This is a genomic window from Candidatus Manganitrophaceae bacterium (assembly GCA_016200325.1).
Lineage (GTDB): Bacteria > Nitrospirota > Nitrospiria > SBBL01 > Manganitrophaceae > Manganitrophus.
In genome coordinates, this window is record JACQEZ010000001.1 from 195,654 (window position 1) to 218,152 (window position 22,499).

At 59.0% G+C, this 22,499-nt stretch carries 23 protein-coding genes; 22 read left to right on the top strand and 1 reads right to left on the bottom strand.

Annotated elements, in window-relative coordinates; genetic code table 11:
- Positions 1–15 precede the first annotated feature (15 nt).
- From murF to HY282_01030, 19 genes are all read left to right on the top strand, one after another.
- Entirely contained in the window at positions 16–1,452 is a 1,437-nt protein-coding gene (gene murF / locus HY282_00940) for a UDP-N-acetylmuramoyl-tripeptide--D-alanyl-D-alanine ligase (GenBank protein MBI3802314.1), read from the top strand.
- Positions 1,452–2,528: a phospho-N-acetylmuramoyl-pentapeptide-transferase gene (locus HY282_00945; GenBank protein MBI3802315.1), complete on the top strand. Its 1,077-nt coding sequence runs from the start codon at positions 1,452–1,454 to the stop codon at positions 2,526–2,528. Before murF ends, HY282_00945 begins: the two co-directional genes overlap by 1 nt.
- 49 nt (positions 2,529–2,577) lie before the next feature.
- On the top strand, positions 2,578–3,933 hold the full coding sequence (murD, locus tag HY282_00950; GenBank protein MBI3802316.1) for a UDP-N-acetylmuramoyl-L-alanine--D-glutamate ligase: 1,356 nt from the start codon (positions 2,578–2,580) through the stop codon (positions 3,931–3,933).
- A gap of 5 nt (positions 3,934–3,938) precedes the next feature.
- Positions 3,939–5,105 (top strand): putative lipid II flippase FtsW, encoded by a 1,167-nt coding sequence (gene ftsW, locus HY282_00955; protein ID MBI3802317.1) that lies wholly within the window; start codon positions 3,939–3,941, stop codon positions 5,103–5,105.
- The gene (murG, locus tag HY282_00960; protein MBI3802318.1) at positions 5,102–6,178 is read left to right on the top strand and encodes an undecaprenyldiphospho-muramoylpentapeptide beta-N-acetylglucosaminyltransferase; all 1,077 of its coding nucleotides are present in this window, start codon (positions 5,102–5,104) and stop codon (positions 6,176–6,178) included. Before ftsW ends, murG begins: the two co-directional genes overlap by 4 nt.
- Before the next feature lie 92 nt (positions 6,179–6,270).
- On the top strand, positions 6,271–7,635 hold the full coding sequence (locus HY282_00965) for a UDP-N-acetylmuramate--L-alanine ligase (GenBank protein ID MBI3802319.1): 1,365 nt from the start codon (positions 6,271–6,273) through the stop codon (positions 7,633–7,635).
- Positions 7,636–7,707: 72 nt separating this feature from the next.
- Positions 7,708–8,604: a UDP-N-acetylmuramate dehydrogenase gene (gene murB, locus HY282_00970; protein ID MBI3802320.1), complete on the top strand. Its 897-nt coding sequence runs from the start codon at positions 7,708–7,710 to the stop codon at positions 8,602–8,604.
- A gap of 1 nt (position 8,605) precedes the next feature.
- Positions 8,606–9,538 (top strand): D-alanine--D-alanine ligase, encoded by a 933-nt coding sequence (locus tag HY282_00975; protein ID MBI3802321.1) that lies wholly within the window; start codon positions 8,606–8,608, stop codon positions 9,536–9,538.
- Positions 9,539–9,571: 33 nt separating this feature from the next.
- Positions 9,572–10,402 (top strand): FtsQ-type POTRA domain-containing protein, encoded by an 831-nt coding sequence (locus HY282_00980; GenBank protein MBI3802322.1) that lies wholly within the window; start codon positions 9,572–9,574, stop codon positions 10,400–10,402.
- A 71-nt stretch (positions 10,403–10,473) separates the two neighbouring features.
- A complete protein-coding gene (gene ftsA, locus HY282_00985) occupies positions 10,474–11,706 on the top strand; it encodes a cell division protein FtsA (GenBank protein ID MBI3802323.1) in 1,233 nt (410 codons plus the stop codon).
- A gap of 72 nt (positions 11,707–11,778) precedes the next feature.
- On the top strand, positions 11,779–12,921 hold the full coding sequence (gene ftsZ, locus HY282_00990) for a cell division protein FtsZ (GenBank protein MBI3802324.1): 1,143 nt from the start codon (positions 11,779–11,781) through the stop codon (positions 12,919–12,921).
- 90 nt (positions 12,922–13,011) lie between these two features.
- Complete coding sequence (pgeF, locus tag HY282_00995) at positions 13,012–13,770, top strand: peptidoglycan editing factor PgeF (protein ID MBI3802325.1); 759 nt, start codon at positions 13,012–13,014, stop codon at positions 13,768–13,770.
- A gap of 19 nt (positions 13,771–13,789) precedes the next feature.
- Complete coding sequence (locus HY282_01000; protein ID MBI3802326.1) at positions 13,790–14,485, top strand: YggS family pyridoxal phosphate-dependent enzyme; 696 nt, start codon at positions 13,790–13,792, stop codon at positions 14,483–14,485.
- A gap of 105 nt (positions 14,486–14,590) precedes the next feature.
- Positions 14,591–15,421, top strand: a complete 831-nt coding sequence (proC, locus tag HY282_01005) for a pyrroline-5-carboxylate reductase (GenBank protein MBI3802327.1) — start codon at positions 14,591–14,593, stop codon at positions 15,419–15,421.
- A 114-nt stretch (positions 15,422–15,535) separates the two neighbouring features.
- The gene (locus HY282_01010; protein ID MBI3802328.1) at positions 15,536–15,835 is read left to right on the top strand and encodes a YggT family protein; all 300 of its coding nucleotides are present in this window, start codon (positions 15,536–15,538) and stop codon (positions 15,833–15,835) included.
- A 47-nt stretch (positions 15,836–15,882) separates the two neighbouring features.
- Positions 15,883–16,362: a DivIVA domain-containing protein gene (locus HY282_01015; GenBank protein ID MBI3802329.1), complete on the top strand. Its 480-nt coding sequence runs from the start codon at positions 15,883–15,885 to the stop codon at positions 16,360–16,362.
- An 83-nt stretch (positions 16,363–16,445) separates the two neighbouring features.
- Entirely contained in the window at positions 16,446–16,730 is a 285-nt protein-coding gene (locus tag HY282_01020; GenBank protein ID MBI3802330.1) for a type II toxin-antitoxin system HicB family antitoxin, read from the top strand.
- Positions 16,705–17,013 carry a DUF167 domain-containing protein gene (locus HY282_01025; GenBank protein MBI3802331.1) on the top strand — a complete coding sequence of 103 codons (309 nt, stop codon included), beginning with the start codon at positions 16,705–16,707 and terminating at the stop codon, positions 17,011–17,013. Before HY282_01020 ends, HY282_01025 begins: the two co-directional genes overlap by 26 nt.
- A complete protein-coding gene (locus tag HY282_01030) occupies positions 17,010–18,251 on the top strand; it encodes a penicillin-binding protein (GenBank protein MBI3802332.1) in 1,242 nt (413 codons plus the stop codon). Before HY282_01025 ends, HY282_01030 begins: the two co-directional genes overlap by 4 nt.
- Positions 18,252–18,277: 26 nt before the next feature.
- On the opposite strand, the gene HY282_01035 is transcribed toward HY282_01030, so the two are convergent.
- Entirely contained in the window at positions 18,278–18,742 is a 465-nt protein-coding gene (locus HY282_01035) for a ferritin-like domain-containing protein (GenBank protein MBI3802333.1), read from the bottom strand.
- Positions 18,743–18,909: 167 nt separating this feature from the next.
- Here HY282_01035 and HY282_01040 point away from each other — a divergent pair, with 167 nt between their 5' ends.
- From HY282_01040 to HY282_01050, 3 genes are all read left to right on the top strand, one after another.
- Positions 18,910–20,913 carry a DUF4091 domain-containing protein gene (locus tag HY282_01040; protein ID MBI3802334.1) on the top strand — a complete coding sequence of 668 codons (2,004 nt, stop codon included), beginning with the start codon at positions 18,910–18,912 and terminating at the stop codon, positions 20,911–20,913.
- Between the two features lie 115 nt (positions 20,914–21,028).
- Positions 21,029–21,586, top strand: coding sequence for a LemA family protein (locus tag HY282_01045; GenBank protein MBI3802335.1), 558 nt, complete (start codon positions 21,029–21,031; stop codon positions 21,584–21,586).
- Positions 21,587–21,644: 58 nt separating this feature from the next.
- On the top strand, positions 21,645–22,481 hold the full coding sequence (locus tag HY282_01050) for a TPM domain-containing protein (GenBank protein MBI3802336.1): 837 nt from the start codon (positions 21,645–21,647) through the stop codon (positions 22,479–22,481).
- The last annotated feature ends 18 nt before the right edge of the window (positions 22,482–22,499 follow it).

Genomic DNA, 22,499 nt, shown 5'->3' on the forward strand with positions numbered 1-22,499 from the left:
GTCCTGGGTTGTTTAATGAAGATGTGGACGATTGAAACAATTTTATCGGGGAGCGAAGGGATCTTGAAAGGGGGAGCGCTTTCTTCAGAGATCGCCGGCTTCTCAATTGATACCCGAACCATCCGTCCCGGGGAACTCTTCATCGCTTTAAAGGGGCCCCGCTTCGACGGACATGATTTCATCGCGCCGGCGATGGCGCGGGGGGCGGCGGGCGCAATGGTCTCCCGTGCGGCGTTCGAAGCGCGGAACAAAGAGTGGCAGGCTTACCTTGATCGTGCCGGGTTCGTCCTGGTTCACGATCCGTTGGAGGCGCTCCAGGCGATGGCGACCTGGCACCGGAACCGGTTTCAGGTTCCATTGATCGGCGTCACCGGGAGCAACGGGAAGACGACGACCAAAGAGATGATCGCGGCGATTTTATCCCGGCGCGGGGCGGTCTTGAAAAATGAGGGGAATTTGAATAATCATATCGGTCTCCCTCTCTCAGTGCTTCGTTTGAATGCCGACCATCGCGCGGCGGTGCTGGAGATTGGGATCAGCCAAAAAGGGGAGATGCAACGGCTCTGCGAGATTGCCCGGCCGACGGTCGGCGTCATCACCAATATCGGCCCGGCCCATCTCGAGTTTTTGGGGAGCCTTGCCGGCGTTGCCGAGGAAAAAGGAAAGCTCTTTGAGTCGGTTGGAGCCGAAGGGACCGCCGTGATCAACCTCGATGATCCCCATCTCGCCTCTTGGGAAGGACGCGCTTCAAACCGCACGACCTTCTCGCTGGAGCATCCGGCCGATGTGACCGGGGCCGATCTTCGCCAGGCGGGGTCTGGAATCGGCTTCACGCTTCGGATCGCTCGAACCGGCGAGGAGGGAGAGATTCTCCTCGCGACGTCGGGGCGGCACCAGGCCTATAACGCCCTTGCTGCGGCCGCAGTCGCTTCGAGCTTAGGATATCGGTTGGATGAAATCGGCGCAGGGCTCGGCGCTTTCCGTCCGGTGGCGCTCCGAGCGGAGCTCCTGGAGGTGAATGGAAAGACGATTTTGCTCGACGCCTACAATGCGAATCCGGCGTCGATGAAGGCGGCGCTCGAAATGCTCGGCACCTTTGTTGCGCCGAAGCGGGGCGCCCCCAGAAAAGTAGCGATCCTCGGAGATATGCTCGAGCTGGGGGCGCATTCGGAGAGGGCCCATCGGGAGATCGGACGATATGCGGCGGCGAAGGGGGTCGATCTGCTCCTCACCGTGGGGCAGTGGGCGGAGCAGGTGGCGGAGGGGGCGCGACATGCCGGATTGTCCGCCGACGCCGTTCACGCTTATGCCGACCTTCTTTCGCTTGAAAAGGGATTGATTCCACAGCTCCGTGAGGGAGATGTGTTGTTGATTAAAGGATCGCGGGGGATGCGAATGGAGGCGCTTCTCCCCTCGCTTGGCGTGCAAAGGGCGGAGAAGGGTCACAACTGATGCTCTACGAGTTGCTCTATCCGCTCCACACGACCTATTCGTTCTTCAACGTTTTTCGTTATATCACCTTCCGGACGATTTATGCGGTGGTGACCGCCCTGGTGATCTCCTTTCTGATCGGAGATTGGGTCACCGAGATGCTTCGGAAGTACCAGATCGGCCAGCAGATCCGGAGCGACGGGCCGAAGTCGCACATGAGCAAATCGGGGACGCCGACGATGGGGGGGATTCTGATCCTCACGGCGATCCTGGTGTCGACGCTCCTCTGGGCCGATTTGAAGAATCGATACGTTTGGCTCGCCATCTTCACGACGGTTGGATTTGGCGCGATCGGATTTGCGGACGACTATCTGAAATGCATTCGGAAGAATTCAAAGGGGCTCCTTCCCCGTTACAAATTCAGCCTTCAGGTGCTTGTGGCGTTGATCGTTGCGCTGGGGGTCTACCGCTCTGCGGCTTACTCCCCGATCTTATCGATCCCCTTTTTCAAAAACATCACCCCCGATTTGGGGCCGTTTTATATTCCATTCGCGATTCTGGTGATCGTCGGCGCGTCGAATGCGGTCAACCTCACCGACGGGCTCGATGGCCTGGTGATCGGGCCGTTCACCGTGGCGGCGGTCTCTTATACGATCGTCGCCTATGTCACCGGCCATCGGACGCTGTCGGAGTATCTGCTGATCCCGCACATCGACGGCGCGGGGGAGCTGTCGGTCTTCTGCGGCGCGATGATCGGGGCCGGTCTCGGATTTCTTTGGTACAACGCCTATCCGGCGTCGATCTTTATGGGCGACGTCGGGTCGCTTCCGCTCGGCGCGGCGCTAGGGACGGTGGCGGTGATCTCAAAACACGAGCTGCTCTTGACGCTGGTCGGGGGGATCTTTGTGGTGGAGGCCCTTTCGGTGATCTTCCAAGTCGCCTCGTTCAAATCGAGCGGGAAGCGGGTCTTTCTGATGGCGCCGATCCATCACCACTTCGAGCTCAAGGGATGGAAAGAGACGAAGATCGTGGTGCGCTTCTGGATCATCTCGATTATCTTGGCGCTGCTCAGTTTGAGCACACTGAAGTTGAGGTAATGTGAGGCGAAGGGAAGAAATACGGACCCGTCCGCGGGTTGAGGATGGAATGGCAACGTCGTTTCGAGGGAAAAAAGGGGTCGTCGTCGGGATGGGGGAGAGCGGGGCTGCCGCCGCCGCGCTCCTCGTCCGCGAGGGGGCGGCGGTGCTCGTTACGGACGATCGCCGGAAGGAGATCCCCGCCGCACTCCGAGGGTTGACGGAAGGGGAGGGCCCGGGGACGATCCGCTTCCGTCTGGGGGACCGACCGACAGAAGAGCTCCTCTCGGCCGACTTCATCGTCATCAGCCCCGGCGTTCCGCGGGAGACCCTTCCGCTGCAGGCGCTGCAGATCCGGAAGATCCCGATCCTCGGCGAGATCGAGCTGGCCTCGACCTTTCTGACCGCCCCGATCATCGCCATTACCGGGACCAATGGCAAAAGCACCGTCACCACCCTGGTCGGAGAGATTTTGAAGGAGGGGGGGTGGAAGGTTTTCGTCGGCGGGAATCTCGGCACGCCCCTTTCGGAGGCGGTCTCGAAGGTCTGGGATTTCGTCGTGGTGGAGGTGAGCTCCTTTCAGCTCGAGACGATTCGAACCTTTCGCCCGCGGATCGCCGCATTGCTCAATGTCACCCCCGACCACCTCGATCGTTATCCCGATTTTCAATCGTATCGGGAAGCAAAGTGGCGGATTTTTGAAAACCAGTCGGAAGGAGACCATGCCGTCCTCAATCAAGACGATCCGGGAGCGTTGCCCTCTTTCTTGAAGCCCGAGGGGGTTTTCTTCAGCCGCGGATCGGTTCCCCGACGGGGGGTTTATCTGAGGGAAGGAGAGATCCTCTCCAACCTTTGGGGGGAGCCGCAGCCGATTCTCCGCCTGGAAGCGCTGAAGATCAAAGGATCGCACAATGTCGAGAATGCGATGGCGGCCGCAGCGATCACCCTCCTCTGCGGCAGCTCGGTCGAGCAGATCGCCCAGGCGCTGACCCGCTTCAAAGGATTGCCGCACCGGATGGAAACCGTCCGGGAGGTGCGGGGGGTGAAATACATCGACGATTCGAAGGGGACAAACGTCGGCGCGGTCATCAAATCGCTGGAGGGCTTCACCGTCCCGGTCGTCCTCATCGCCGGTGGAAAAGACAAAGGGAGCGACTTCGGACCGCTGCGCGATTCGGTTCTAAAAAAGGTCAAGCGGCTGATCTTGCTCGGAGAGGCGCAGGAGAAGCTTGCTCGCTGCTTTTTGGACCATCCGGCGGTGGAGCGGGTCGATTCCATGGAGCAGGCCGTCGCGCGGGCGGCGGCGGCGGCAACACCGGGCGATGTCGTTCTCCTCTCGCCGGCCTGTGCCAGCTTTGATCTTTTTCGAGATTACCGGCACCGAGGGGAGGTCTTCAAAAAAGAGGTGGAAGGGCTGTCCGCATGAGGGTAATGTCGGAGTGGGGGCGATCGATTTTAGCGGGGCGGACCCGTCCGGGGGCCGGCGATCCCGTTCTTCTGATGATCGCTTTTCTTCTTGGATTGATCGGATTGGTGATGATCTACAGCGCCAGCGGTATCTTGGCGGGAAAACATTATAACGACTCAGCCTTCTTCCTGAAGCGGCAGCTTGTTTGGATGGGAATCGGCCTGGTGGGGCTGACCGTTGCAGCCCGAATCGACCTCGATCGGCTCCGCGGATGGATCGCGCCGTTGACGCTGTTGGTTTTTGCTTTGCTGATCGCAGTCCTCCTCCCCGGCGTGGGGTCGGAGATCAACGGCTCCCGCCGATGGCTTCGGCTCGGGCCGCTGGCGTTTCAGCCATCGGAGGCGGCGAAGCTTTTTACCATTCTCTATCTGAGCAACTATGTTGCCCGCCGCGGCGACCAGCTGCGCGATTTTTTCGAAGGGGTCGGTCCGGCGCTGATCCTCATCGGTCTGGAGTTGGCCTTGATCTTGGTGGAGCCCGATCTCGGGATGACGGTTACGGTGCTGATGCTGGCGGCGATGCTTCTCCTGGTGGGAGGCGTTTCCATCAAGCACCTCGCCTCGATCGGGTTGTTGATGATTCCGCTGGTTCTCTATTGGATTCTAAAGACCCCTTACCGGCGGGAGCGGGTGATGGCCTATCTCCACCCTTGGGACAACTCGTCGTCGAGCGGTTTTCAGATGATTCAGTCGTATCTTGCGTTGGGAAGTGGGGGGATCGCCGGGAACGGTTTGGGAGAAGGACGGCAGAAGCTCTTCTTCCTTCCGGAGCCGCATACCGATTTTATCTTCGCGCTGATTGGAGAAGAGCTCGGCCTGATCGGGACCCTCTTCCTCCTCTTTCTCTATATCGCCCTGCTCTGGAAAGGGACGCAGATCGCACTGGCGATCGAAGATCCCTTTCGCCGGATGCTGGGGACCGGGATGACGTTGATGATGACGCTGCCGGCGCTGTTGAACATGGGAGTGGTGACCGGCCTGCTGCCGACGAAAGGGCTCGCGCTGCCGTTCGTCAGCTACGGCGGCTCCTCGCTTTTGATGAACTGTGTCGCGATCGGATTCCTCTTCAATGTGTCGCGGGAGGCGAAAGCCGGTTCCGGAAGGACCGCGGTCCAGGGAGGGAGGGGGTGAGGGTGATCATCGCCGGCGGGGGAACAGGCGGGCATCTCTATCCGGGAATCGCCCTCGCGCAGACCTTTCAGCATCGCCAAGAGGCGCGGATCCTCTTCATTGGAACCGCTCAAGGGATGGAGGCGAAGCTCCTTCCCGAAAAGGGATTTGCTTTCGCGGCGATTTCGGCGAAGGGGTTTGTCGGAAAAGGGCTCTCCGCCCGTCTGAAATCGCTTTTTCTCGTCCCGGTGGGACTGATGCAGTCGATTTCGATTCTGAGAAGCTTTTCCCCTCACCTCGTCATCGGGATCGGCGGGTATGCCGCCGGCCCGGTCTTGTTGGCGGCGGTGCTGTTGAAGATCAAGCGGGTGATCCTGGAGCCGAACCTCGTTCCGGGGCTCGCCAATAAATTGGTCGCCCCTTGGGTTGATCTGGCGGTGATCGCTTTTGATGAATCCCGCGCCTATTTAAAATCGAAGCGCTTTCTGCGTGCCGGCGTGCCGGTCCGTCCCGAGATCGTTCAAGCGGGAACGCTTCAAAAAAGGCCGGCCTCGAACGGAATGCAAACTCTTCTCGTGCTGGGAGGGAGCCAAGGAGCGCACTCGATCAACCGGGCGATGGTTGCCGCCCTCCCGCATCTGAAGAAGAGATTGCTTCGGATCGTCCACCAGACCGGTCAGCGCGATTCAGCCGAAGTTCGCGCGGCGTATGCGCAGGCCGGCGTTCCGGCGCGGGTCGAGCCGTTTATTCAGGATATGGCGTCGGTCTATGCGGAGGCCGATCTGATCGTCAGCCGGGCCGGCGCCGGGACCCTGGCGGAGTTGGGTGCGGTCGGAAAGCCATCGATTTTGATCCCCTATCCATTGGCGACCGGCCATCAGGAGAAGAACGGGGCGGCGTTTGTCGCCGCCGGTGCCTCGGAGATGATTCTCGACCGCGATCTCAACGGGGAGCGGCTGGCCGAACGAATGATCTTTCTCCTTTCCGATCCAAGCCGTCTCTCCGAGATGGCCGAGGCGGCGCGCCGGCAGGGACACCCGCACTCGGCGGAGGAGATCGCGGAAGCGTGCTTTGAATTGGTCGGGAGGAATTAAATTGCAGATTGCTGATTGCGGGATACGGATTGAAAAAACCTTTCTTTCCCTGTTTTTATTCCGCAATCCACAATCAGAAACCCGAAATCGATATGTTTCGTAAAGTTCAACATATTCATTTCGTCGGGATTGGCGGGGCCGGGATGAGCGGGATCGCAGAGGTGTTGCTGAACATGGGGTTTCGGGTGAGCGGATCGGACCGGGCCGAATCGGAGCAGACGCGACGGCTCGCCGCGATGGGCGGAACGATCCAGATCGGGCACGCGCCCGGAAATATCGAGGGGGCCGAAGTCCTCGTTTATTCCTCGGCGGTCCGGCCCGATAATGTCGAGCTGGTCGCCGCCCGCCAGCAGAAGGTTCCGGTGATCCCCCGCGCGGAGATGCTCGCCGAGTTGATGCGGCTTCGCTACGGCATTGCCGTCGCCGGCGCGCACGGCAAGACGACCACGACCACCATGGTCGCAACCGTCCTGGCCGAAGGGGGGCTCGATCCGACGGCGGTCATCGGCGGGAAGGTCAACAGCTTCGGCGGACATGCGAAGAAGGGGGAGGGCGATTTCCTGGTGGCGGAGGCCGATGAGAGCGATGGATCGTTTCTAAAGCTCTCGCCGACCGTGGCGGTGGTGACGACGATCGACCGGGAGCACCTCGATTACTATCGGACGTTCGAGGCGATCCAGGCGACCTTTCTCAGCTTCATCAACAAAATCCCCTTTTATGGATTGGCGGTCCTCTGCGGCGAGGATCGGGCGATTGCCGAGCTCCTTCCACGGGTCGAAAAGCGCCACCTGACCTATGGCACCGCTTCCCATCTCGACTTGGTGGCGGAAGAGATGACGTTCCAGCCTTGGAAGACCACCTTCAAAGCGCGCTTCCGGGGGGAGCCGCTCGGCCGATTCGATCTGCCGGTGCCGGGCCGCCACAACGTTCTCAATGCCCTTGCGGCGATCGCGGTTGGGCTGGAATTGGAAATCCCGGTCGAATCGATCCGAAAAGGGCTGCACGGCTATCGCGGGGTGGAGCGGCGCTTTCAGCTCCAGGGAGAGAAAGACGGTGTCCTCGTCATCGACGATTATGGACATCACCCGACCGAAATCCGAGCGACCCTCGCGGCGGCGAAGCGCGGATGGAATACCGAGGTACTCGTTATTTTCCAGCCGCACCGCTACACCCGAACGCGCGATCTGCTCGAGGATTTGACGACGGCGTTTGCCGACGCCGATCAGCTGATTCTCACCGAGATCTATCCGGCCGGCGAGCCGCCGATTCCGGGGATCGACGGCGAGCGGCTCTATCAGGCGGTGGCCGCGGCGGGTCATCCCGATGTGGTCTTTCTTCGCGACCGGTCGGAGATCGTTGCCGAAGCGCGGAAGCGGGCGACGCCGGGGATGATGGTCGTGACGCTCGGTGCCGGCGATATCTGGAAAATCGGGAAGACATTTTTAGAGGATAACTGACGGCAGCGGGGAGATCTTGCTCCCCCATTCTTACGTTTTTTAGCGGTGCAGATGATCCTCACGGAGAGAAAAGTGGTCTCGATTAAAAAGGCGCTCAATGGCTATCCGGGCGAAGTACGCTTCGCGGAGCCGATGGCGCCCTATACGTCGCTGAAGGTCGGCGGGCCGGCCGAGGCGATGGTCTTTCCGGAGTCGGTCTCGGAGGTTGTTTTTTTGATCTTGCGAATCGCCCACGAGCGGCTCCCCTATTTCATCTTAGGCGGCGGGAGCAATCTGATCGTCGGAGATGGCGGGGTTCCGGCGGTGGTGATCCATTTGAATCGGTTGAATCGCATTTCCTATGAGGAAGAGGGGCTGCTTTTGGCGGAAGCGGGTGTCTCATATCCCAAATTGGCGACCGAGGCGATGGCGTTGGGGCTCTCCGGGCTGGAGTTTGCCGCGGGGATTCCGGGCACCGTCGGCGGAGCGGTCGCGATGAACGCCGGAATTCCGGGCGAAGAGACCGCCGCCGTGCTCCAGGAGGTCTCCCTCGTCGATGAGGCAGGCGATCTCCGAACGTTGTCCAAGGAGACGATCCGATTCGAATATCGGACAGCGGCGCTCCCGAAGGGGATCATCGTCTCGGCGGCGTTCCGGCTGACGCCGGCGCCGGCGGAGCAGGTCGAGGAGAAACTGCGGCGGCTCCTCAAGCGACGCCGGGAGACGCAGCCGCTTGCCTTCCCCAACGTCGGCTCGGTCTTCAAGAATCCTCCAGGCGATTTTGCCGGAAGGTTGGTCGAGTCGGTCGGTCTGAAAGGACACCAGATCGGCGATGCACAGATCTCCGAGCGGCATGGCAATTTCATCGTCAACCTCGGCCAGGCAAAGGCGGGCGATGTTCTCGCCCTGGTTGAATTAATGCAAACACGGGTGAAAGCGCAGTGTGGAATCGATCTGGCGCTGGAAGCCAAAGTGGTGGGATCGATTTGAGATGGCGTTAGAACCTTTTTTGGGAAAACGGATCGGTGTATTGATGGGAGGGATGTCCGCCGAGCGGGAGGTCTCGCTCCGAAGCGGTCGGGCGATCGCGGCGGCGCTGGAGCGGCTCGGCTATCTGCAGGTACCGATCGACGTCGACACCGACGCGGCGCAGACCCTCCGCGAGGCGCGGATCGAAGTCGCTTTTATCGCCTTGCACGGCCGCTATGGAGAAGATGGAGCAATCCAAGGGATGCTGGAGGTGATGCAGATTCCTTATACCGGATCGGGTCTCTTGGCCAGTGCGCTGGGGATGGACAAGATCGCCTCTCACGGACTGTTTCAGTCGCACGGCCTCCCCGTTCCCGACTTCTTTGTATTGACTGAAGAGGGACAGACGAGGTTCCGAATCGATCGCCTCCCGTTCGGTTTTCCGGTCGTGGTGAAACCGGCGATGGAGGGATCGAGCGTCGGAGTGACGATTGTCTCGGCAGCGGGGGAGATTGATGCCGCGCTCAAAGAAGCCTTTCGCTATGGCCCCCGGATTCTGATCGAACGATACATCCCGGGTCGTGAGGTCCAGGTGGGAATCTTGGGAGGCAAGGCGCTTGGGGCGATTGAGATCCGCTCGAAGACGACCTTCTACGACTACACGGCGAAATATGTTCCGGGGATGTCGGAGCATCTCTTTCCGGCGCCCCTTTCGGCCGAGGTTTACAAAACGGTCCTCGACTGTGGGCTTCGGGCCCATCAGGCGTTGGGCTGCAGCGGCTACAGCCGGGTCGATCTGCGTGTCGATCCGGAGATGCGGCCCTATCTGCTCGAGGTGAACACCCTGCCGGGGATGACGGAGACGAGCCTGCTTCCGGAGATCGCGCGCGGGGTCGGCATCGATTTCGATCAGCTGGTAGAACAGATTTTAGAGACAGCGGGATTAGGAAAGTAGACCCGACTTCGGTCTTGTCAGAATGGAATTTAAATGAGAGCGATTGCGATTCAGCGGAATAGAAAGCGACGGGTCCGGTTCTCCTGGGCGAAGATGGTTGCCTGGGGACGGCCGGTGCTCTTTGCACTCCTGTTGGGCGGCCTGTTCTTCGGCCTTTATGCCGGGAGCCGGCGGCTCGCCACGGCGCCCTTCTTTGAGGTGAGGGAGATCCGGTGGCAAGGCCTGCGTCATTTAAAAGAAGCAGAGATGACGGCGCGCTTCCGGTCGATCTTGGGGCGAAATCTCTTTCGGCTCGACCTCGCCGACATTCAGGGGCAGCTTCAGGCGAATCCGTGGGTCAAAGAGGCGGTGGTTCGAAAAGATTTTCCCGATCAGCTGACCTTCATCGTGACCGAGCGGGTCCCGACCGCGGTCGAGATCGAGGCGTCGCGTGGGCCGATCCTCCGCGATCAAGAGGGGGCTATTCTGGAGCGGGGGGGAACTCCCCCGGAAGCGTTGCCGCGGCTCCTTCATTATAATCCGGCCTCCTATGCCAAGGGGCTGCAACTCGCCTCCTTTCTCTCCGAGTCGCTCAAGCGAGAGGCGGCCGACGGCCGACCGGCGTTTGTCGTCGACCTGGCCGACCCGGAAGACCTGGTGGTTCATCTGTCGGAGGGGGTGCTCCATTTCGGCGAAGGGGACTATCTGGAGCGCTGGCAGCGTTTTCTTGAAATTCGGTCGGATCTGGAACGGCGGGGAATTGCAAATCGAGAGATCGATCTCCGTTTTCAGAAAAAAGTGGTCGTGAAAGGAGGGTTCACTCGCGGCAGGGGAGGGGTGGATCTGCCAGGATGGTCGGGCGATCAGCGGAAGAGTTCGTTTTAATCGGCAATAGTGTCGGGCCGCCACGGCCGACCGGTGAGGGGGCTTGAACGAGCCCGCTCAAGGAGGATCTCTTGGCAAAGCGTGACAACATTTTGGTCGGACTCGATGTCGGAACGACGAAGATCTGCGCCATCGTCGGCGAGGTCGTCGATGAGAAGCGGATCGATATCGTCGGGATCGGGACCCACCCCTCAAAAGGATTGAAAAAGGGGATGGTGGTCAACATCGAAAGCACCGTCGAGTCGATCAAGCGGGCGGTCGAGGAGGCCGAGCTGATGGCGGGGGTCGAGATCAATGCGGTTTATACCGGCATCGCGGGGGGCCATATCAAAGGGCTCAACAGCCGCGGCGTCATCGCCGTCAAAGACCATGAGGTGACCCGGGCCGACATCGCGCGGGTGATCGACGCCGCGAAGGCGGTCGCGATTCCGATGGATCGAGAGATCCTTCATGTTCTTCCGCAGGAGTTTATCGTTGACAGTCAAGACGGGATCAAAGACCCGCTCGGGATGTCGGGGGTGCGGCTCGAAGCAGAGGTCCACATCATCACCGGGCTCGTCACCTCCGCACAAAATATCGTGAAGAGCATCAATCGGGCCGGATTGCAGATGTCGGAGATGATCCTCCAGCCGCTCGCCTCCAGCGAAGCGGTCCTGACGCCGGAGGAGCGGGAGCTGGGGGTCGTCATGGTCGACATCGGCGGCGGGACGACCGACATCGCCACCTTTATCGAGGGGAGTGTCCGGCACACGGCGGTTTTGGCGGTCGGGGGGAGCCACTTTACGAATGACATCGCCATCGGATTACGGACCCCGCCGGCGGATGCCGAGAAGATCAAGATTAAATATGGCTGCGCCTCCACCGAGATGGTGAAAGACAATGAGACGATTGAGGTGCCGAGCGTGGGGGGGCGTCCGCCGCGGGTCCTCTCGCGCCAGCTGCTGGCCGAGATCATCGAGCCGCGGGCCGAGGAGATCTTTATGCTGGTGGCGCGCGAGATCGAACGAATGGGTTTTGAAGATCGGGTCGCCTCCGGCGTGGTCATCACGGGAGGAACCTCTTGTTTAAACGGAATGGTTGAGGTGGCCGAGCGGGTGCTCGGCCTTCCGGTCCGCCGCGGCATTCCGGCGGGGATGGGGGGACTGATCGACGTGGTTGGAAGCCCGATGTATGCGACCGGCGCGGGGCTGATCCTTTATGCATTTAGGAATCAAGAAAAAGAAGATCATCGCAGGGGAGGAAAGGGCAATCTGCTTCAGCGGATCAGGAGCCAGATGAAAAGTTGGGTGAAGGAGTTCTTTTAAAAACAATTCAGGGTCTTGATCCGAAGATGAAGGTTGCTTCATCCCGAATCGACTCAAAAGAAGGAGGTCTGGATGTTTCTCTTTGATGAGGAGGAACAAGATGCGACATCGGCGAGGATCAAAGTCGTCGGGGTCGGAGGGGGAGGCTGCAATGCGGTCAACAGCATGATTCATTGCGGTCTCCAGGGGGTCGATTTCATAGCGGCCAATACCGATATCCAAGCGCTGACGCTGAATCGGGCGGCAAACAAAATTCAGCTCGGCACCAAGCTGACGCGCGGTCTGGGGGCCGGGGCGAGACCGCAGGTCGGCCGGGAGTCGGCGCTGGAGACGGTCGATCAGATTCGTGAGGCGCTGGCCGGCGCCGACATGGTTTTTGTCACCGCCGGAATGGGGGGCGGCACCGGCACCGGCGCCGCCCCGATCATCGCCAACATCGCCAAAGAGATGGGGGCGCTGACGGTCGGCGTGGTGACCAAGCCGTTTCAATTTGAAGGGGCACGGCGCTCCCATCAGGCGGAAGAGGGGGTCTTCGAGATGAAAAAGGCCTGCCATACCGTCATTATCATCCCGAACCAGCGTCTTCTCAATGTCGTGGAGAAGGGGACGCCGCTTCGCTCTTCGTTCATGGTGGTCGACGACATCCTCCGGCAGGCGGTCCAAGGGATCTCCGATCTGATTACGACCCCCGGTTTGGTCAACGTCGATTTTGCCGATGTCCGGACGATCATGTCTCACACCGGCCGCGCTGTGATGGGGATGGGGATTTCAAAAGGAGAAAATCGGGCGGTCGATGCGGCACAGAAAGCGATCTCCAGCCCCTTGCTGGAGGACAGCTCGATCGAGGGGGCGCGCGGTGTGCTGATCAATATTACCGGCGGTCCCGATCTTTCACTCGGCGAAGTCGATGAGGCGTCGTCGATTATTCAGAAAACGGTTGATCCGGAGGCGAACATTATTTTCGGATCGGTGATCTCGGAAAGCTTGACCGATGAAATCAAGGTGACGGTGATTGCGACCGGCTTTGAAGAAAACGAGCGGCGCGAAGAGACGACCGACGGCGAGGGCCGCCCGATGAAGCGGGGAAACCCGAAGTCGCTCGACCGCGGAAACTATTTAAGAAAAGTGGTTCGTGAGGGGGGTAAAGAGGTCATCCGAATGGAGGGGGACGACGAGTGGGACGTCCCGGCATTTTTAAGGAAGCAGGCCGACTAGCCGAGGAGGGAACCGGTCTTTGGTGTCGGAATTCTGGAAAAAGGGAAACGCGCTCTTCTTAATCCGACCTTCTCTATGGAGGGAGAAGCCATGGCCATTCTTACGCAGATGCAACCGTATCAGTGGGTTCAAAATAGCGGCGAAGGATATATCGTTCTTCCGAAATTAAGCCACCCGGGGGTGTTCCACTTCTTCGGGACCCGTTTCCTCTCCGATCCCGGCACCGTTCAAACCGGACCGGAGAGGATTGCATCGATGATCCGTCTCCGGCAGGTCCATGGAGACCGGATCTGTCCTGTTCCTGAAGAGGCGCCGGAGATGAAGAGCCCTTCCGAAGAGGTCTGGGCGGGCGATGCGCTGGTCACCCACCGTCCGTATGAGCTGATTACGGTGCGGACTGCAGATTGTGTTCCGGTCCTTCTCTACGATCCGATTCGGCGGGTTGTCTCGGCGACGCACGCCGGTTGGCGGGGAACGGTGTTGAACATCGCAGGGAAGGCGGTGCAAGAGATGACGGTCCGGTATGGTTCCGATCCGAACCTCCTCCTCGCCGGGATCGGCCCCTGCATCGGTCCCTGTTGTTACGAGGTGGGAAAAGAGGTCTGGGGAGAGGTCGAGCGAAAATTTGCGCCTGGGGCGGACGTGGTATTCCACGAAGGGGATGGAAAGGCCAAGCTCGATCTGGCGCGGCTGAATGCATTGCAGCTGATTCAGGCCGGACTTCAAGCCGACAAGATCGCCTTCTCCGGCCTCTGCACCGCCTGTCTTCCGGGACTTTTTTATTCTTATCGCCGGGATGGAAAGAAGATGGGAAATATGATCAGCGGAATCATGCTCGCCGAGGCCTGACCGAGGGTGGGCTGATCCGATGAAAGCGGTGGCGCAACGCGTCGATCAGATTGTAAAAAGAGTTCGGGAGGCGGCTCGCCGCGCGGGGCGGAATGCCGAGGAGATCACCTTGGTTGCCGCCTCGAAAGGGGTCGATGTCGGCCCCATCCGGGAGGCGGCGGCGGCGGGGATCGCCGTCTTCGGCGAGAATCGGGTCCAGGAAGCGCGGGCTAAATTTGTCGATTTTATCAATGGCGGCCTCTTCTCGGAGAGAGAGCCGGTTTCGGTCGATTTGATCGGACCGCTTCAGACGAACAAGGTCAAGCAGGCGGTCGGCTTCTTTTCAAAAATTCACTCCATCGACTCCCTTCGCCTGGCCGAGAAGGTTGCACAGGAGGCGGAGCGGCGGGGGATCATCCAGTCGGTATTGATTGAAGTGAACGTCGGAGGGGAAGCGAGCAAACATGGCGTCTCCGTCGCGGAGGTGCCGGCGTTGGTGGCGGCGCTCCGGAGGCTCCCTTCCCTCTCCCTCGAGGGGCTAATGACCGTTCCACCGCCGACTGCCGATCCGGAGGGGGCGCGCCCTTTTTTTTCAACGTTGCGGCGGCTGGGGGAGGATCTTGGCTTGCAGCGCTTCTCAATGGGGATGTCGGCCGACTTTGAGATCGCGATCGAAGAGGGGGCCACCTCGGTTCGGATCGGAACGGCGCTCTTCGGGCCGAGAAGAAAAGGATAGAAAGAAGACCGGCCAGGGCAATTAGGAGAGAGAAGCCAGGAGCCAGAATTCAGAAGAAACGATTTTATTCTGACTTCTGTGCATTTTGAATGCTGATGGACTGAAATGAAAAAACAATCCACTAAACTTCCGACGCGGCTTTCCTTTCTCGGGTCGGGGAACATGGCCGAGGCAATCATGAAGGGGGTGCTCGCCGCCGGACTCTTTAAGGCGGGGGATCTGCTCGCCTCGGATGTTTCGGAGGCGCGGCTTAAATTAATCCACCAAAAATATGGGATCCGGACGACACGAAACAACCGAGAGGCGGTGCGCGAAGGGGACCTCGTCGTCCTGGGGGTTAAACCGACCGTCGTCGACAGCGTGTTGGCCGAGATCAAATCGGAGTTGAAAGAAAAGTTGCTCGTCTCGGTGGCCGCCGGCATTCCCCTCTCACGGCTGGCGGCGAGTCTGGAGAGAGAAGCGAAGATCATCCGGGCGATGCCGAATGCGCCGGCGTTGGTTCAGGCGGGGGCGACGGTCCTCTCGCCCGGCAAAGGGGTGGCGCAGGAGACGCTCGATCTGGTCCTTCAAATCTTCAACTCGATCGGAAAGAGTTGGCTGTTGGAAGAGCGTTACCTCGATGCGGTGACCGGCCTCTCGGGAAGCGGCCCGGCTTTTGTCTTCGTGATGATCGAAGCGATGGCGGATGGCGGGGTGAAGAGCGGGCTCTCCCGTGAAGTGGCGCTCTCGCTGGCAACGCAGACCGTTCTGGGGGCGGCCCAGATGGCGCTGCAGACCGGAGAGCATCCGGCGCGGCTGAAAGATTTCGTCGCCTCCCCAGGCGGGACGACGATCGCGGGTCTCCATAAACTCGAAGAGGGGAAGATCCGGTCGGCCTTCATCTCGGCGGTCGAGGCGGCAACGCGGCGTTCGGAGGAATTGGGAAGAAGTAAGTAAGAATAACCCGAAAAATACGGGATAAAGTGCCAAATTTCGTCATGACATGGTATATTATCTTCTGCGACGGGCGGTGAAAACAGAGCAGTTGGGTAGAGCGGGTAAGGAGAGGCGATGTTCATTGCGGCAAATTTTGTTTCTGCGCTGGCCACGGTCGTGGACACACTGCTTAACTTCTATATGTGGGTCATTATTATCCGGGCGCTCCTCTCTTGGGTCAACCCTGATCCATACAATCCAATCGTTCAGTTCCTTTATAAAATCACCGAGCCGGTTCTCTACCCGATTCGACGGATGATGGGAACCTATAATATCGGCATTGACCTCTCGCCGATGCTCGTCATCCTCTTGATCGTTTTTTTAAGGCAGTTTTTGGTCAGCTCGCTTTACGAACTTGCAATCCGCCTTCGGTAACGAAGGTGGGGCCGGGAAAGAAGTCCCCGCCCCAAGGAGGGTGCACGATGAAATATACACCGATCGATATTCGCCAGTTGACCTTCTCCGTCGGCTTCCGCGGCTATGCCACCGGGGAGGTCAATGCGTTTTTAGAGAGCCTTGCCACCGAGATTGAAGAGGTCTTGAAGGAAAATGCCGATCTTCGGGAACGGGTGGAAGAGCAAGGGGGACAGATTGCGGAGCTGAAGAAAGCGGAGGGGGCGCTTACCACTACATTGCTCATGGCGCAGAAGGCGATCGAGGAGATGAAACGGAGCGCACAAAAAGAAGGGGAATTGATCATCCGCCAAGCAGAGCTGCGCGCCGAGGAGATCAGCCGATCGGCGGTCAAAGAGGGCACGCAACTTCACGGGGAGATCCTCCGCCTTCGGCAGCAGCGCGACTTTTTTGTTGAGAAGGTCCGTTCCTTGATGCAAAATCTTGAAAAAACATTGCAGTGGGAAGAAGAGAAGGCGGCCGATAAGGAAGGAGAGCCGTCTGTCTGAGAGCGGTGGGTTCGGTATCCAGGAATATTTTATGAAGTGGACGGAAGAGGGATCATCCACCTGCACATCGATCAGGAGGAGAGATGAGTTACTACGTCTATATTACTCAGGAGAACGACTGTTTCATCGCCGATGTCCCTGCGTTGCCGGGATGCCGGACGCTCGGACGAAGTGAAGCGGAGGTCATGGAGAACATTCGCGACGTCGTCCGAGGATATCTCCAGAACTTGCGAAGAAGAAACCGGGCCTTACCGAAAGTAAAGGTGGTCAAGCTCTCCGGACCGGCCTCTTTTTCACGGGGCGGACCGGTGGAGCGCTCTTTAATTCCAATTACGTCTGAAAATGGAATCTCCGGTCCGGCCCTATAAGTCGGGCTCCCTCCTTCACCTGCGTGTTTCACCGAACGCATCCCGGGATGGTGTGGAAAGTTGCATCGGGGGGATGCTTCGGCTAAAATTAAGGGCAGTCCCTGCGGAAGGGGCCGCCAATGCGGCCTGCCTTCGTTTTTTAGCCGATTTATTTGATTTTCCAAAATCCCGACTGGAAATGGTCCGCGGGGAGAAATCTAGAGAGAAGTGGATTTGGTTTAAGGAAGTCGATACGGCGCTTTTAAATCTGAAGCTGGAAAAATTGAGGGTGGAGTGGCGGTGAGAGCAGCGGGTGGTCGTGGCGTATGGGTGGCGGGGCTGATTGTATTCGGCCTCGTGAGTTTGCTTTTTCTAGAGGGAGGGGGATTGGGAGGTTTTTTTGAAGATCCCCTCCAGAACACCCCCTTTGCCCTGGTTGAGGAGGGTGTTCGAATCAAAGGCGCTCTTCCTCCGCTCGACCACACCGAGCGCGGCAAGTACGTCTCCCGTTTTCCAAATGGGGTGACCGCCGTTTATACCTATGATGCAGCACTTCAGCAGGCGATGGAAAATTACTTCAAACGTTATGGAGTCCCCTATGGGGTCTTTGTTGCGATGGATCCGAACACCGGCCGGGTTTTGGCATCGGTCGAATATTCTGCCGACAATCCCCGCGCCGAGCACCTTGCACTCCGAGCGACTTATCCGGCCGCGTCGATCTTCAAGCTGGTGACCGCCTCCGCGGCGATCGAAGAGAAAAAAGCGAATCCCGAGACCGAAATTACCTATCATGGCGGGCTCTACCGGATGGGGCCGCGAAATTGGATCGATAACCCGAAGCGCGATAAGTTAAAGATCACCATTGCCGATGCCTTGGCGAAATCGTGCAATGTCGCCTTTGCCAAAATCGCTCTTCGCTGGCTGGATGTGCCGACCCTTCAGAGTTATGCAGAGCGGTTCCAATTTAATCGTGCCATCCCCTTTGAACTGCCGATGCAGGTCAGCCGGATGGAGATTGAAAACAGCGAGCGCGGATTGGCCCGCACGGCCGCCGGATTCGGCGAGGTCGGCCTCTCCCCGCTTCATGGGGCGATGATCGGCTCCGCCATCGCAAACGACGGCATCATGATGTCCCCCTGCATGATTGATCAACTCTCCGATGCCAATGGAACGAAGCTGTATGAGTGCCAGCCGAAGATTTTCTCCACGGTCATCTCCGCGGAGACGGCGCAGTCGCTTCGGGAGATGATGGCGATGACGGTTATTAAAGGAACCTCACGAAAAGCCTTCCGACTCAAGCGGCGTGGCGCCACCCTCCGGGGTATTACGATCGGCGGGAAGACCGGCTCCCTCACCGGAGAAGATCCCCCCGGCAAATACAGCTGGTTTGTCGGGATGGCGCCGCTCGAAGACCCTGAGATTGTTGTCGCCGTCATGCTCATCAACCACTCCAAATGGAAGATCAAAGCTTCCCAGGCGGCCAGAGAAGGTTTTGACGCTTATTTCCAGGGGGAAAATCTCCGAAAGGTCGCCAACCAATAACGCTTCTTTCCGAGTCGCCCGATCGGTCAGGCGATTCTCGCTTTCTTGAGTTGAACCTCTCCTTCGCTTAGAAAGAGCCTTTTCCGCTCAAGCAGCTTCTCGATTTCGCCGATGTCTTGATAGGTTTGATAAGCTTGCGTCTCGAAGAAAAATTTAAGAGGGGAATGATTCCCCGCCGCTTCAACCCCTTCCTGATAAATCTGAAGTCCCGACCGTTCCAACTCCAGATCAAACTGCAGCATCTCTTTTAGCTCGGCGCTCTGTTTAATCGGATAACCCTCGACGCTCGGCACCCCGCCGAGGGTGACGATATGCTCGCCGATCTCTCTTGCCTGATTAAACGCGTTCCGGCTCCGGTCTCGAAAGAAATCGGCATACATCTTCCGATCGATCCCCTGAACCAAAAAGCTATGCTGGAGATATTGAATGGTTGAAGCATATTCGATCTGTAAGGCTTGATTGAGAACCTGAAGGACCTGTTTCATATCCATCGGTGACCCCCCCCATATTAGTTATTAATTCGTTTATTCTATTGAATCGATCGAGAACGAATCAAGGACGATCTGCATCTCACCCGCGCCCTATTTGACACCCGTTTTAGAAACTCTCTATCATAGACGAAGGATTCATCTGAGAACGGACGCCAGGGGAGGTCTGAATGAGTTATAAAAAGGTGGGGTGGCTGACATGGCTCTTTTTATTTTTCTCCTCTTCCGCATTCGGCCAGGCAATCTGGTGGGAGAGCGGAATGGTCAAGTTGCGCGCGGCCAACGGCGGGGAGGAGGGAGATCCGGTCCCGAAGCAGGCCGACCTTTGCCAAGAGGAGAAGTGCCTGAAGGGGGGGGTTCGGATTTCAGCGGCGCAGAACGAATTCGAACCGTTCCAGATCTTCATTGCCGCTTCGGAGCAGGATTTGCGCCAGGTTGATGTGACGATCAGTGATCTGGTCAGAGAAGGTGAGAAAGAGGGCTATCGCATCCCCGCCAAGCTGCCGGGGCCGATCATGGTCTACCGGGAGCATTACATCGAGATCGAGAAGCCGAGTACCACCGAGGCGCAACGCGGGGCATGGCCCGATGCGCTGATCCCGAAGGTCGATGAATATTTCGGCGAGCGTCGATCGATTCCGGGCGAGGGGCGTCCAGCCTTTCCCTTCGACATCCCGCGGGGGAGAAAACAGGGGGTCTGGGTCGATCTCTATGTCCCGCCCGATGCCCCGCCCGGCGTCTACGCCGGGACGGCGACGGTGACCCTCGGCGAAAAGAAGGGGGCGGTCATCCCGATTCATCTCACCGTCCTCCCTTTCCGTCTCCCCTCGAGCCCGTCGCTTCGGACCGCCTATGCGGTCGGGATCACGGAGATTGGAAGGGGACATGATTGGGACGATCCCCGCGCGAACATCCGGGGATTTGTCAGCGATGAACGAACCAGTGAGCTGGTCTGCCTCTATACAAAAGCGCTGCTGCTCCATCGGCTGACCAACGAGAGCACCGTCTGGCCCCCTCCGCGATGGGACAAGAATCGGGGGGAGATGAAGTGGGTCTTTCCGGAGGGAAAGACGACCTGCCCTGAGAAATACCCGGAGTTTTTGAATGGGATCAACTCCCTTCCCGGCGGCAAGCTCAAGGGAGCCCGAGTCACCTCGGTTCGGCTGCGCGACGGCTACGGCTTCAAAGACCCCGACCGGTACAACCCCGAAAAACTCAATGCCGATTATTATAAAGCGTATGTCCAATACTTTTCCCGACAAGGATGGCTTGATCGGCTCTTTGACTACACTTGGGACGAGCCGAAGTTTTTATACCAGCGGACAACGAAGCGGCGGGAGTGTTGGAACGTGGAAGAGGTGAAGGAGCGTCCCGACACCGACTGGGACAAGATCAAACGGCGCGCCGAATTTCTTCACAAGAACGCCCCCGGCTTAAAATTAATGGTGACAACCGATCGCCAGGCGGCGGAGACCTGCTTCGACCGGCTTTTCCAAACCAAGGGGGTCGAAAAGTACATCGACATCTGGACCGTCGGGATCACCCGGATGGACGGCAAGCCGACCTCGGACACCTACAATCGAAATTTCCGGACGACCTATGACGCCGGCTTCATCGGCCAAGGAAAAGAGCTCTGGTGGTACCACGCCTGCGGATCGCACGGCTGCGGCGATGGATCGGAGAAAGGATGGCCGACGGTCATGGTCGACCTTCCGTCCGTCTCCACCCGGATTTTCGAGTGGCTGACCTATCTCTACAATACATCGGGAGAGCTCTACTATGAGACGGTCTTCCAATATCCTTACTCATATAAGGTGGTGAAGGGATCGGATGGCAAGGAGTCGAAAAGCGCCGACCGGAACCCGTTCGAGCAGGTCTATTATTTCGGCGGCCAGGGGGACGGCGTTCTCTTTTATCCGGGGCGGCCCGACTATGTCGGCGGAACGAAACATATCCCGATCGAGTCGATCCGTTTGAAGCTGATCCGCGAGGGGATGGAAGATTACGAATATCTCAAGCTGGCCGAGGCGAAGAAGGGGAGGGCCTGGATCGAGTCGGAGGTCTTGCCGCTGTTAAAGGAGGACGATCGAACGCCGCTCAATGTCTATCACTGGAGCCACCGGCCCGAGCGGCTGATCGAGGCGCGAGAGAAGCTGATCGAGGCGCTTCGATAGCCGCGGAGGCGGCCATTTCTCTCACTCTCCACGTGTGTTATAATCACCCCCTATGCGGAAAATAGCGCCGGAGGGGGGCTCGATACCATTGAGAAAAATAAATTATTTTAAAGGAATGTTTTTGCTCTGCCTTTTTGCCCTCGCCGGGTGCGGTTACAATACGCTCCAGGGGATGGATGAGGAGGTAAACGCCGCCTGGTCGGAGGTGCAGAACCAGTATCAGCGTCGATTCGACCTCATTCCAAACCTGGTTGAGACGGTGAAGGGATTCGCCACCCAGGAGAAGGAGGTCCTCACACAGGTGGTCGAGGCGCGATCGAAGGTCGGACAGATGAAGATCTCGCCGGAGATCACCAAAGATCCGGAGGCCTTTAAAAAGTTCGAGCAGGCGCAGGGGGAGCTCTCGGGGGCGCTCTCCCGCCTGATGGTCGTGGTCGAGCGCTATCCGGAGCTGCGATCGAACGAGAACTTTCTCACCCTGCAGTCGCAGCTCGAGGGGACGGAGAATCGGATCGCCGTCTCCCGGCGCGACTACATTCAGTCGGTCCGCCGATATAATACCGCCGTCCGCGCCTTCCCGACCAATCTCACCGCCAAATATTTGGGTTTGAGGGTTCGGGAGAACTTCAGCGCGGAGAAGGGGGCTCAGGAAGCGCCCAAGGTGAAGTTTTAATCGGGTGAAGATGCAGCGATGGTTCTGGACGATCTTCTTCCCCCTTTGGCTTGCGGCCATGACGCTCCCGGCTTGGGCCGCCCTTGAGGTTCCCCGCCTCCAAGGCCGGGTCAATGACCAGGCCCACCTGCTCACCCCCGAGCAGGCCGCTGCATTGGAGGCGCAGCTCCGCGCCTACGAAGAGAAGACGACCAATCAAATTGCGCTGTTGACCCTTCCGAGCTTAGAAGGGGAGTCGCTGGAAGCGTTCTCGATCAAGGTGGGACGGGAGTGGCAGCTCGGCCAAGCGAAGCGGAACAACGGCGTCCTCCTCCTCATCGCCGCTAAGGAACGAGCGGTCCGGATCGAGGTCGGTTATGGCCTTGAAGGGGCGTTGACCGACGCGCAAAGCAGTATCATCATCCGAAACATTATGGTCCCGGCCTTTCGCCAAGGTGATTTCGATCGGGGAATTCGAGACGGTGTCGGCGCCATTGAGAAGGCGATCGCCGGGGAGTTCACCGCCCCGCCCACCGAGACCCCCTCCCGATCGCGCGATAACTTCAACGAGCTCTTCTCGCTCGGATTGATCTTCATTGTCCTCTTCTCTTCATTCTTATCGTACCTTCCCTTTTATGTGACCGGCTTTGTCGGGGCGATCCTCGGCGGGGTCATCGGCTCCTTTTTGATCGGGAGGGTCCTCCTTGCCGCCGGAATCGGTTTTGTCGCAGGGATTGTTCTATCGGTTCTCTTCCGAGGCTCGGGAGGCGGGCCGGGCAGTGGATTGGGAGGGAGGGGGTATCGCGGTACCGGCTGGTCGTCCGGCGGGGGATGGGGCGGCGGGGGAGATTCCGGAGGAGGCTTCTCAGGAGGGGGAGGAAGCTTCGGCGGTGGCGGGGCTTCCGGAAGATGGTAAGGGGTGAGAGCGGTTAAA